This is a genomic window from Enterobacter sp. MF024 (assembly GCF_005843915.1).
Classification (GTDB): Bacteria; Pseudomonadota; Gammaproteobacteria; order Enterobacterales; family Enterobacteriaceae; genus Enterobacter; species Enterobacter barmai.
On record NZ_VCBB01000024.1, the window covers coordinates 14,661 to 27,132 of the forward strand.

Here is a 12,472-nt window from a genome sequence, read left to right on the forward strand (position 1 = left end):
CAGCCGTATCAGTTAAGCAAAAAAAAACCCGCCGAAGCGGGTTTTTTTATGGGCTGACGATACGATTACTCGTTGTCAGAACCGCCCAGGCCTGCGTTCAGCAGCTCTGCCAGGCTGGCAGATGCATCTTCAGCAGTAACCTGTGGTGCAGCAGGGATTTCGCCCGCTGCGCGACGGCGCATACGATCCTGGTGGTACGCATAACCGGTACCGGCCGGGATCAGACGACCCACGATAACGTTCTCTTTCAGACCGCGCAGTTCGTCGCGTTTGCCCGCAACGGCTGCTTCGGTAAGCACACGAGTAGTCTCCTGGAACGATGCCGCGGAGATGAAGGACTCGGTTGCCAGAGACGCTTTGGTGATACCCAGCAGGTCACGTGCGAAGGTCGCACTGAGTTTGCCGTTCGCTTCCAGATCGCGGTTAGCAATCTTAACGCGAGAGTATTCAACCTGCTCACCTTCGAGGAAGTCGGAGCTACCGGCATTCACGATGGTGGCTTTACGCAGCATCTGACGAACGATAACTTCGATGTGCTTATCGTTGATCTTAACGCCTTGCAGACGGTAAACGTCCTGTACTTCGTTGGTGATGTAACGCGTTACCGCGTGGACGCCACGAAGACGCAGAATGTCGTGTGGCGCTTCCGGACCGTCGGAAACCACGTCACCACGTTCTACACGTTCACCTTCAAACACGTTGAGCTGACGCCATTTTGGAATCATCTCTTCGTACGGATCGCTGCCATCCAGAGGCGTGATCACCAGACGGCGCTTCCCTTTGGTCTCTTTACCGAAGGAAATGATACCGCTGATTTCAGCCAGGATTGCCGGCTCTTTCGGACGACGTGCTTCGAACAGGTCCGCAACGCGTGGCAGACCACCGGTAATATCCTTGGTACCGCTGGATTCCTGAGGAATACGCGCCAGGGCATCACCCGCACCGATCTGAATACCATCTTCCAGCTGAACAATCGCTTTACCTGGCAGGAAGTACTGAGCCGGCATATCGGTGCCAGGGATCAGAACGTCGTTGCCGTTAGCATCAACGATTTTCAGTGCTGGACGCAGATCTTTACCACCCGCGGTACGTTCTGCAGAATCCAGAACCACCAGGGAAGAGAGACCGGTCAGTTCGTCGGTCTGACGAGTAATCGTCTGGCCGTCGATCATATCGGTAAAGCGAATGAAGCCCGCCACTTCGGTGATAACCGGCATGGTGTGCGGATCCCAGTTTGCTACGGTTTCGCCGCCTGCAACCTGCTCGCCGTCGCCTTTCGCCATTACAGCACCGTAAGGCACTTTATAGCTCTCTTTGGTACGACCGAATTCGTCGATCAGCTTCAGCTCGGTGTTACGGGAGGTGATAACCAGTTTACCGCTGGAGTTCACAACCGACTTCGCGTTGCTGAGCTTGATGCTACCTTTGTTTTTCACCTGGATGCTGGATTCAGCAGCCGCACGAGATGCCGCACCACCGATGTGGAACGTACGCATCGTCAGCTGTGTACCCGGTTCACCGATGGACTGTGCCGCAATAACACCGATTGCTTCACCTTTGTTGATGATGTGGCCACGCGCCAGGTCACGACCATAGCAGTGCGCACATACACCAAAGTCGGTGTCACAAGATACAACGGAACGTACCTTCACGGAGTCAACAGAGTTCACTTCCAGCAGATCACACCACTGCTCGTTCAGCAGGGTGTTACGCGGAACCAGAATGTCTGCAGTACCCGGCTTCAGAACGTCTTCAGCGGTCACACGACCCAGTACGCGATCGCGCAGCGGCTCTTTAACATCACCACCCTCGATAACCGGGGTCATGGTGATACCTTCGAGGGTGCCACAATCGTCTTCGGTAACAACCAGATCCTGCGCAACGTCTACCAGACGACGCGTCAGATAACCGGAGTTAGCTGTTTTCAGTGCGGTATCCGCCAGACCTTTACGCGCACCGTGAGTGGAGATGAAGTACTGGAGTACGTTCAGACCTTCACGGAAGTTCGCAGTGATTGGCGTTTCGATGATTGAGCCATCTGGCTTCGCCATCAGACCACGCATACCTGCCAGCTGACGAATCTGTGCTGCGGAACCACGCGCACCGGAGTCGGCCATCATGTAGATGCTGTTGAAGGAGACCTGCTGCTCTTCGACGCCGTCACGGTTAATAACGGTTTCGGTCTGCAGGTTATCCATCATCGCTTTGGATACACGATCGTTCGCCGCAGCCCAGATATCGATAACTTTGTTATAGCGTTCGCCCGCGGTTACCAGACCAGACTGGAACTGCTCCTGGATCTCAGCAACTTCAGCTTCTGCTTCAGAGATGATCTCGTGTTTCTTCTCTGGGATGACCATGTCATCAATACCAACAGAGGCACCTGAACGCGCTGCATAAGCAAAGCCGGTGTACATTGTCTGGTCAGCGAAGATAACGGTCGGCTTCAGGCCCAGAATGCGGTAACAGGTGTTCAGCATTTTGGAGATAGCTTTCTTGCCCAGCGCCTGGTTGACGATGGAGAAAGGCAGACCTTTCGGTACGATCATCCACAGAATGGCACGGCCAATAGTCGTGTCTTTCAGGCTGGTAATCGCCACGAATTCGCCGTTTTCATCTTTTTCATATTCGGTGATACGCACTTTAACGCGCGCATGCAGAGAGGCCAGGCCAGCGCGATAAATACGCTCAGCTTCTTTCGGGCCAGTCAGCACCATGCCTTCGCCTTTGGCGTTAACACAGTCACGGGTCATGTAGTACAGACCCAGTACAACGTCCTGAGAAGGAACGATGATTGGTTCACCGTTCGCTGGAGACAGGATGTTGTTGGTAGACATCATCAGCGCACGCGCTTCGAGCTGGGCTTCCAGCGTCAGCGGTACGTGAACAGCCATCTGGTCACCATCGAAGTCGGCGTTATATGCCGCACAAACCAGCGGGTGCAGCTGGATAGCTTTACCTTCGATCAGGACTGGCTCAAAGGCCTGAATACCCAGACGGTGCAGGGTTGGTGCACGGTTCAACAGTACCGGGTGTTCGCGGATAACTTCGTCCAGGATATCCCAAACGACAGCTTCTTCACGCTCAACCATTTTCTTAGCGGCTTTGATGGTGGTGGCGAGACCACGCAGTTCCAGCTTGCCGTAGATGAACGGTTTGAACAGCTCCAGTGCCATTTTCTTCGGCAGACCGCACTGATGCAGACGCAGGTATGGACCTACGGTGATTACAGAACGACCGGAGTAGTCAACACGTTTACCGAGCAGGTTCTGACGGAAACGACCCTGTTTACCTTTGATCATATCGGCCAAAGATTTCAGAGGACGTTTGTTAGAACCGGTGATCGCACGACCGCGACGACCGTTATCCAGCAGGGCATCTACCGCTTCCTGCAGCATACGTTTTTCGTTGCGTACGATGATGTCCGGCGCAGCCAGATCCAGCAGACGTTTCAGACGGTTGTTACGGTTAATGACGCGACGATAGAGATCGTTCAGGTCAGAAGTCGCGAAACGACCACCATCCAGTGGAACCAGCGGACGCAGATCTGGCGGCAGAACCGGCAGAACGGTCAGGATCATCCACTCTGGTTTGTTACCAGACTGAACGAACGCTTCCAGCAGTTTGATACGCTTGGTCAGCTTTTTACGCTTGGTTTCGGAGTTGGTTTCGTTCAGCTCTTCGCGCAGCTGCTCGCACTCTTGCTCCAGATCCATGCTTTTCAGCAGGGCCTGGATAGCTTCCGCACCCATCTTCGCGTCGAATTCGTCACCGAACTCTTCCAGCGCGTCCAGATACTGTTCTTCGGTCAGAATCTGGTTACGTTCCAGGTTCGTCATCCCGCCTTCGATAACAACATAAGATTCGAAGTACAGAACACGTTCGATATCGCGCAACGGCATATCCAGCAGCAGACCGATACGGGACGGCAGAGATTTCAGGAACCAGATGTGGGCAGTCGGAGACGCCAGCTCGATGTGGCCCATGCGCTCACGACGCACTTTAGTCTGGGTCACTTCAACGCCGCACTTCTCACAGATCACACCACGGTGTTTCAGGCGCTTGTACTTACCGCACAGGCACTCGTAATCTTTTACTGGCCCGAAAATACGCGCACAGAAAAGGCCGTCACGCTCAGGTTTGAACGTACGGTAGTTAATGGTTTCCGGCTTTTTAACTTCACCGAAAGACCATGAACGGATCATGTCTGGCGATGCCAGAGCAATTTTGATCGCATCAAACTCTTCGGTTTTAGTTTGCGCTTTCAGAAACTTTAATAAGTCTTTCACGGATTTGCTCCCGTCGGAGTTAGCACAATCTGGTGCCGGAAATGACTCCGGCACCAGTGACCTGTTTGAGCGAGAGTTACTCGTCTTCCAGTTCGATGTTGATACCCAGCGAACGAATCTCTTTCAACAGTACGTTGAAGGACTCTGGCATGCCCGGTTCCATCTGATGGTTGCCGTCCACGATGTTTTTATACATCTTGGTACGACCGTTCACGTCATCAGACTTAACGGTGAGCATTTCCTGCAGGGTGTATGCCGCGCCGTATGCTTCAAGCGCCCACACTTCCATCTCCCCGAAGCGCTGACCACCGAACTGCGCCTTACCACCCAGCGGCTGCTGAGTAACCAGGCTATAAGAACCGGTAGAACGCGCGTGCATCTTGTCATCAACCAGGTGGTTCAGTTTCAGCATATACATGTAGCCAACGGTAACCTGGCGCTCGAATTGCTCACCGGTACGACCGTCGAACAGAGTGATCTGGCCAGAACTTGGCAGGCCACCCAGCTGTAACAGTTCCTTGATTTCAGACTCTTTCGCACCATCGAAGACAGGCGTTGCGATTGGCATACCTTTTTTCAGGTTCTCTGCCAGACGCAGCACTTCTTCATCGCTGAAGGTGTTCAGGTCGACTTTCTGACGAACATCAGTGCCCAGATCGTACGCACGCTGGATGAATTCGCGCAGTTTCGCGACTTCCTGCTGCTGTTTCAGCATGGCGTTGATCTTGTCGCCGATACCTTTAGCAGCCATACCCAGGTGGGTTTCAAGGATCTGACCAATGTTCATACGAGACGGTACGCCCAGCGGGTTCAGTACGATATCTACCGGCGTACCGTTAGCATCGTGCGGCATATCTTCGATCGGGTTGATCTTAGAGATAACACCCTTGTTACCGTGACGACCTGCCATCTTATCACCAGGCTGGATCTGACGTTTAACGGCCAGATAGACCTTAACAATCTTCAGCACGCCCGGTGCCAGATCGTCGCCCTGAGTAATTTTGCGGCGTTTCGCTTCGAGTTTTTTCTCGAACTCGTGTTTCAGTTCGTCATACTGCTCAGCCAGCTGTTCCAGCTGATTCTGTTTCTCTTCGTCGGCCAGGCCCAGTTCCAGCCAGCGGTCACGCGGCAGCTTGTCGAGCTTCTCAGCTTCAACACCACCGGAAACCAGCACCGCGTAGATACGACCAAACAGGCCAGCTTCAAGGATCTGCAGCTCTTCAGACAGGTCTTTCTTAGCCTGCTTCAGCTGCATCTCTTCGATTTCCAGCGCACGTTTGTCTTTTTCTACGCCATCGCGAGTAAAGACCTGAACGTCGATAACCGTACCGGAAACACCGTTTGGTACGCGCAGAGAAGAGTCCTTAACGTCAGACGCTTTCTCACCGAAGATCGCGCGCAGCAGTTTCTCTTCTGGCGTCAGCTGGGTTTCACCTTTCGGCGTTACCTTACCAACCAGAATGTCGCCGCCGGTCACTTCCGCACCGATGTAAACGATACCGGATTCATCCAGTTTGGAGAGCGCAGCTTCACCCACGTTAGGGATGTCAGCAGTGATCTCTTCTGGCCCCAGCTTGGTGTCACGGGACACACAGGCCAGTTCCTGGATGTGAATAGTGGTGAAACGATCTTCCTGAACCACACGCTCGGAGACAAGAATGGAGTCTTCGAAGTTGTAACCGTTCCACGGCATGAACGCTACGCGCATGTTCTGACCGAGCGCCAGTTCACCGAGGTCGGTGGACGGACCGTCTGCCAGCACATCGCCGCGCTCAACTGGCTCGCCCAGAGACACACATGGCATCTGGTTGATACAGGTGTTCTGGTTAGAACGGGTGTATTTGGTCAGGTTATAGATGTCGATACCCGCTTCGCCTGGGTACATCTCGTCTTCGTTAACTTTGATAACGATACGGGAAGCATCCACGTACTGAACGGTACCGCCACGTTTAGCAACTGCAGTTACACCGGAGTCAACGGCAACAGCACGTTCCATACCGGTACCAACCAGCGGCTTATCAGCGCGCAGAGTTGGAACCGCCTGACGTTGCATGTTCGCACCCATCAATGCACGGTTGGCGTCATCGTGTTCCAGGAACGGGATCAGGGACGCACCGACGGAAACCACCTGCTGGGTGGAAACGTCCATGTAGTCAACCTGGTCGTTGCTGAACAAGCTGGATTCACCTTTGCTACGGCAGGTAACGAGGTCATCAACAAAGCGACCTTCTTCGTCCAGGTTGGTGTTCGCCTGGGCGATAACGTAGTTACCTTCTTCGATAGCAGACAGGTAGTGAATTTCGTCGGTTACAACACCGTCAGTCACTTTACGATACGGGGTCTCAAGGAAACCGTATTCGTTAGTCTGTGCGTACACGGACAGGGAGTTGATCAGACCGATGTTTGGACCTTCAGGCGTTTCGATTGGACATACGCGACCGTAGTGAGTCGGGTGTACGTCTCGTACTTCGAAGCCTGCGCGTTCACGGGTCAGACCGCCTGGGCCAAGTGCAGAGATACGACGCTTGTGCGTGATCTCAGACAGCGGGTTGTTCTGGTCCATAAACTGAGACAGCTGGCTGGAACCAAAGAACTCTTTCACTGCTGCGGAGATCGGCTTGGCGTTGATCATATCCTGAGGCATCAGGGTATCCAGATCGCCCAGAGACAGACGCTCTTTAACCGCACGCTCAACACGTACCAGGCCAACGCGGAACTGGTTTTCCGCCATTTCGCCTACGGAACGGATACGACGGTTGCCGAGGTGGTCGATATCGTCCACTTCGCCTTTACCGTTACGGATATCGATGAGCTTCTTCATCACTTCGATGATGTCTTCTTTGCTCAGGATACCGGAACCTTCGATCGCGTCACGCAGCAGAGAACGGTTGAACTTCATACGACCAACCGCGGACAGATCGTAGCGGTCTTCGGAGAAGAACAGGTTCTCGAACAGGCTTTCAGCCGCTTCGCGAGTTGGTGGCTCACCCGGGCGCATCATGCGGTAGATTTCTACCAGCGCGCTCAGACGATCGGTGGTTGGGTCGACACGTACGGTTTCGGACATGTACGGACCGTGGTCCAGATCGTTGGTGAACAGCGTTTCGATACGCTTGTGGCCAGACTGGCTCAGCTTAGCCAGCAGATCCAGGCTCAGCTCCATGTTAGCCGGGCAGATCAGCTCGCCAGTTGATGCATCAACGTAGTCTTTTGCTGCAACTTTGCCAGCAATGTATTCAACCGGAACTTCGATGTGTTTGATTTCATCTTTTTCCAGCTGACGGATGTGGCGCGCAGTAATACGGCGGCCTTTTTCCACATACACTTTGCCGTCGGCTTCGATGTCGAACGACGCGGTATCACCACGCAGACGCTCTGGCACCAGCTCCATTTGCAGCTTGTTGTCGCGAATTTCAAAGACAACTTTTTCAAAGAACAGGTCAAGGATCTGCTCAGTGGTGTAGTTCAGTGCACGCAGAATGATGGTCGCAGGCAGTTTACGACGACGGTCGATACGGACAAACAGGTTGTCTTTCGGATCGAACTCGAAGTCCAGCCAGGAACCACGGTAAGGAATGATACGCGCGTTATAGAGTACTTTACCGGATGAGTGCGTTTTACCTTTATCGCTGTCGAAGAAGACGCCCGGGCTACGGTGCAGCTGGGAAACGATAACACGCTCAGTACCGTTGATAACGAAAGTACCGTTGTCAGTCATGAGCGGGATTTCGCCCATGTAGACTTCTTGTTCTTTAATGTCTTTAACGGTGCCTTCCGGCGCTTCGCGCTCGTAGATCACCAGACGCAGTTTAACGCGCAGCGGTGCCGAGTAGGTCACGCCACGGATTTGACATTCCTGAACGTCAAATACCGGTTCGCCAAGGCGGTAGCTGACGTATTGCAGCTCGGAATTACCGCTGTAGCTTTTAATCGGGAACACGGAACGGAAGGCTGCTTCCAGGCCGTACTGCCCTTCAGGATCTTGCTCGATAAACTTCTGGAACGAGTCAAGCTGGATAGAAAGGAGATATGGAATGTCCAGAACTTGTGGACGTTTACCAAAATCCTTACGAATACGTTTTTTCTCGGTATAGGAGTAAACCATAGGGTTCCTCAGCTCGCTGACAAGTCGACCCATCTGTCCATTGGCGGACAGTTTGTGCAACACCATTTTGTTGATCGGAAAATCGAACACTTTCCGCAATGCCTGTTGCTATCACGCTTAAACCATTTCATTGCGATTTACCCAGAGCGAGCACCCTGTCGCAGTATATTAAGACGTCGATAGAAACAAGCATTGTCAGGACAACCAGCAGTCAAACAGTGTGAAACGCTACTGGCGCCTTACAGCGCAAAAAGGCTGGTGACTAAAAAGTCACCAGCCATCAGCCTAATTTCTCAGGCTGCAACCGGAAGGGTTGGCTTATTTAACTTCAACTTCAGCGCCAGCTTCTTCCAGAGATTTTTTCAGTGCTTCTGCGTCGTCTTTGCTCACGCCTTCTTTCAGCGCAGCTGGAGCAGATTCTACCAGGTCTTTAGCTTCTTTCAGACCCAGGCCAGTTGCAGCACGTACTGCTTTGATTACGGCAACTTTGTTAGCGCCAGCAGCTTTCAGAATTACGTCGAATTCAGTTTTTTCTTCAGCAGCTTCAGCCGGGCCAGCAGCTACAGCTACAGCAGCAGCAGCAGAAACACCGAATTTTTCTTCCATTGCAGAAATCAGTTCTACAACGTCCATTACGGACATAGCTGCAACTGCTTCAATGATTTGATCTTTAGTGATAGACATTTAAATTGTTCCTGAAAATCAGAATAAGTTTATACGTAAGCGAATACTTGATAAAGATGACTGCTATTAAGCAGCTTCTTTCGCATCGCGAACAGCAGCCAGAGTGCGAACCAGTTTGCCAGCCGAAGCTTCTTTCATGGTTGCCATCAGGCGTGCAATTGCTTCTTCGTAGGTCGGCAGGGTTGCCAGGCGATCGATTTGCGATGCCGGGATCAACTCACCTTCAAAGGCTGCAGCTTTAACCTCGAATTTTGCATTCGCTTTCGCGAACTCTTTGAACAGACGAGCAGCAGCGCCCGGGTGTTCCATAGAGTATGCAATCAAGGTTGGACCAACAAACGTGTCTTTCAGGCACTCGAACTGAGTACCTTCAACTACGCGGCGCAGCAGGGTGTTACGAACAACACGCATGTAAACGCCAGCTTCACGACCTGCTTTACGCAGTTCAGTCATTTTATCTACAGTAACGCCACGGGAATCCGCAACTACTGCAGACAGCGCGCCTTTGGCTACTTCGCTGACTTCAGCAACAATCGCTTGTTTGTCTTGAAGATTTAAAGCCATTAGCTTTGCTCCTGGATGTTTGCCGGAACTCATGTTCCGGAACTCACTTCACTCTTCCCAACGGGAGGAGCGTCTTAATACGGTGAGCAGAAACAAGCCAGAGTATCCAAAAATAATCTTAGCGTTCTGTCACCGTCTACGCAGGGCATTAAGTCTCTTGCGAAACACCTGCGGTCTTCGACGGAGGCCTGGATTAGGCCAGGCTCCAACGAACAAATCTTTTAGCCGCTAACTATTGTTAGCAAACGTGGGGGTAAGATTGTAGACAAATCCACCGCCCACGTAAAGGCATTAGTTTGCAGCAGCGCTCAGGCCAGCCTGGTCAACTGCAACACCTGCACCCATGGTGGTGGAGATGCTAACTTTCTTGATGTACACGCCTTTCGCCTGAGTTGGTTTAGCTTTTTTCAGCGCAACCAGCAGAGATTCCAGGTTTTCTTTCAGTTTGTCAGCGTCAAAGTCCACTTTACCGATGGTGGTGTGGATGATGCCGTTTTTGTCGTTACGATAACGAACCTGACCTGCTTTAGCGTTCTTAACCGCTTCAGCAACGTTAGGGGTTACAGTACCAACTTTCGGGTTTGGCATCAGGCCGCGTGGACCCAGAACCTGGCCCAGCTGGCCAACAACGCGCATTGCATCTGGAGATGCAATAACAACGTCAAAGTTCATTTCGCCTTTCTTGATCTGATCGGCCAGATCTTCCATACCTACCAGTTCAGCGCCGGCAGCTTTAGCAGCTTCAGCGTTTGCACCCTGAGCAAATACAGCTACGCGAACGGAACGGCCAGTACCGTGTGGCAGTACAGTTGCGCCACGAACGTTCTGATCGGATTTACGAGCGTCGATGCCCAGGTTAACGGCAACGTCAACGCTTTCAACGAACTTAGCGGTAGCCAGTTCTTTCAGCAGAGCGATAGCTTCGTTGATGTCGTACTGTTTGGTCGCATCAACTTTGTCACGGATCACGGACATGCGCTTGGTCAGTTTAGCCATTTCTTAGTCCTCCACTACCAGGCCCATGGAACGTGCAGTACCTTCGATGGAGCGAGTCATCGCTTCAACGTCGGAACCAGTCATGTCGGCAGCTTTGGTCTGCGCGATTTCCTGCAGCTGAGCGCGGGAAATTTTACCAACTTTGTCTTTGTTCGGCTTGCCGGAACCAGACTTGATACCAGCCGCTTTTTTCAGCAGAACTGCTGCCGGCGGGGTCTTGGTAACGAAAGTGAAAGAACGGTCAGCGTAAACAGTGATTACGACTGGGATTGGCAGACCTTTTTCCAGGGATTCGGTTTTCGCGTTGAACGCTTTACAGAATTCCATGATGTTCACACCCTGCTGACCCAGAGCTGGACCAACTGGTGGACTTGGGTTCGCCATACCAGCTGCAACCTGCAGCTTGACGTAGGCTTGTACTTTCTTAGCCATTCTAAAATCCTCTGATTGGGTTATAGCGCCTCAAGGAGGCTCCCCGTGATAAAATTCGTTTTACGGATACGATCCATAAAAACAAAAGGCGCGAAATTGTATTCCAATCTCGCGCCCTGTGCAACGTTTAAATCGTCGCTTTTTTGATCGGCTGCTTAGGCTTTTTCTACCTGGGCAAAGTCCAGTTCTACCGGGGTCGCACGACCGAAGATAGAAACAGAAACTTTCAGGCGGGACTTCTCGTAGTCCACTTCTTCAACCACGCCGTTAAAGTCAGCAAACGGACCGTCATTAACACGTACCATTTCACCCGGTTCAAACAGCGTTTTCGGACGCGGCTTATCACCAACCTGCTGCAGGCGGTTCATAATCGCATCAACTTCTTTATCGCTGATTGGCGCCGGACGGTCAGACGTGCCGCCGATAAAGCCCATTACGCGCGGGACGCTGCGCACTAAGTGCCAGCTTGCATCGTTCATCACCATCTGAACAAGCACGTAACCCGGGAAGAATTTGCGCTCGCTTTTGCGACGCTGGCCGCCACGGATCTCGACCACTTCTTCGGTCGGAACCATAACTTCACCAAACAACTCTTCCATGTTGTGTAATTTGATATGCTCACGCAGCGACGTTGCTACGCGGCCTTCAAAACCGGAAAACGCCTGAACGACGTACCAGCGCTTTTTAGGGGCTTCAGACATCTCAGAACCTCAGGCCAGTGATAAAGGATACCAGGCGAACCAGAATACCATCCAGTCCCCACAGGATCAGTGACATTACAGCGGTAACCGCAGCTACGATCAGCGTGGTGTGCAATGTTTCCTGGCGAGTCGGCCAAATGACCTTACGGACTTCCGTTCTCGCTTCGCGGGCAAAAGCGACGGTCGCTTTACCTTTGGTCGTCAACAGCGCGACACCACCCGCTGCAGCAATCAGAATTACCACTGCAAGCGCGCGTAGCGGCAGCATCATGTCGCGATACAGGTAGTTGCCAACGATTGCCACGATCAACAATACGGCTACCACTACCCATTTCATCGCTTCCAGGCCGCGCCCGCTCCCTTGAGCTTCGGTATTCGCACTCATAAACCAACCTGTCAGAAGTATTCTACAAACATTTTCACCCCGCGAGCGCGAGGCAAACCAAATCGAAACGCTTAATCGCTTTTCGGATTATACGCTCTCTGCAGAGCCTGTCTCAGCAATGATTATGACAAAAATAATCACTGATGAGCCAGGTTCTGATGTGAAAGCGTGCAAAAAGGGCATCAAATGATGCCCTTTTCATGCGCATTGCGTCAAATGTTATCAGCAATTAGCCGAGAACTTTAGCAACCACGCCCGCGCCAACGGTACGGCCACCTTCACGGATTGCGAAACGCAGACCGTCATCCATCGCGAT

At 52.4% G+C, this 12,472-nt stretch carries 9 protein-coding genes; all 9 read right to left on the reverse strand.

Annotated elements, in window-relative coordinates; all coding sequences use genetic code 11:
- Nucleotides 1-65 precede the first annotated feature (65 nt).
- Entirely contained in the window at nt 66-4,289 is a 4,224-nt protein-coding gene (gene rpoC, locus FFB58_RS22475) for a DNA-directed RNA polymerase subunit beta' (protein ID WP_138371060.1), read from the reverse strand.
- 76 nt (nt 4,290-4,365) lie between these two features.
- Nucleotides 4,366-8,394, reverse strand: a complete 4,029-nt coding sequence (rpoB, locus tag FFB58_RS22480; RefSeq protein WP_039028900.1) for a DNA-directed RNA polymerase subunit beta — start codon at nt 8,392-8,394, stop codon at nt 4,366-4,368.
- Between the two features lie 318 nt (nt 8,395-8,712).
- Nucleotides 8,713-9,078, reverse strand: coding sequence for a 50S ribosomal protein L7/L12 (gene rplL / locus FFB58_RS22485; protein WP_039028882.1), 366 nt, complete (start codon nt 9,076-9,078; stop codon nt 8,713-8,715).
- 66 nt (nt 9,079-9,144) lie between these two features.
- Nucleotides 9,145-9,642: a 50S ribosomal protein L10 gene (gene rplJ / locus FFB58_RS22490; RefSeq protein WP_001207203.1), complete on the reverse strand. Its 498-nt coding sequence runs from the start codon at nt 9,640-9,642 to the stop codon at nt 9,145-9,147.
- Between the two features lie 291 nt (nt 9,643-9,933).
- Nucleotides 9,934-10,638 carry a 50S ribosomal protein L1 gene (gene rplA, locus FFB58_RS22495; protein WP_006176745.1) on the reverse strand — a complete coding sequence of 235 codons (705 nt, stop codon included), beginning with the start codon at nt 10,636-10,638 and terminating at the stop codon, nt 9,934-9,936.
- 3 nt (nt 10,639-10,641) lie between these two features.
- Nucleotides 10,642-11,070, reverse strand: coding sequence for a 50S ribosomal protein L11 (gene rplK / locus FFB58_RS22500; RefSeq protein ID WP_032615878.1), 429 nt, complete (start codon nt 11,068-11,070; stop codon nt 10,642-10,644).
- A 155-nt stretch (nt 11,071-11,225) separates the two neighbouring features.
- Complete coding sequence (nusG, locus tag FFB58_RS22505) at nt 11,226-11,771, reverse strand: transcription termination/antitermination protein NusG (RefSeq protein ID WP_003862341.1); 546 nt, start codon at nt 11,769-11,771, stop codon at nt 11,226-11,228.
- Nucleotide 11,772: 1 nt separating this feature from the next.
- A complete protein-coding gene (gene secE / locus FFB58_RS22510) occupies nt 11,773-12,156 on the reverse strand; it encodes a preprotein translocase subunit SecE (RefSeq protein ID WP_003862342.1) in 384 nt (127 codons plus the stop codon).
- 229 nt (nt 12,157-12,385) lie between these two features.
- Nucleotides 12,386-12,472, reverse strand: an 87-nt coding sequence (locus tag FFB58_RS22515; RefSeq protein ID WP_000507907.1) for a hypothetical protein, incomplete at its 5' end; no start/stop codon positions are given.

Excerpts from the sequence above, each read along its gene's own strand:
- rplL (WP_039028882.1), bottom strand. The coding sequence starts at position 9,078 with ATGTCTATCACTAAAGATCAAATCATTGAAGCAGTTGCAGCTATGTCC.
- rplK (WP_032615878.1), bottom strand. The coding sequence starts at position 11,070 with ATGGCTAAGAAAGTACAAGCCTACGTCAAGCTGCAGGTTGCAGCTGGT.
- rplA (WP_006176745.1), bottom strand. The coding sequence starts at position 10,638 with ATGGCTAAACTGACCAAGCGCATGTCCGTGATCCGTGACAAAGTTGAT.
- nusG (WP_003862341.1), bottom strand. The coding sequence starts at position 11,771 with ATGTCTGAAGCCCCTAAAAAGCGCTGGTACGTCGTTCAGGCGTTTTCC.
- secE (WP_003862342.1), bottom strand. The coding sequence starts at position 12,156 with ATGAGTGCGAATACCGAAGCTCAAGGGAGCGGGCGCGGCCTGGAAGCG.
- rpoB (WP_039028900.1), bottom strand. The coding sequence starts at position 8,394 with ATGGTTTACTCCTATACCGAGAAAAAACGTATTCGTAAGGATTTTGGT.
- rplJ (WP_001207203.1), bottom strand. The coding sequence starts at position 9,642 with ATGGCTTTAAATCTTCAAGACAAACAAGCGATTGTTGCTGAAGTCAGC.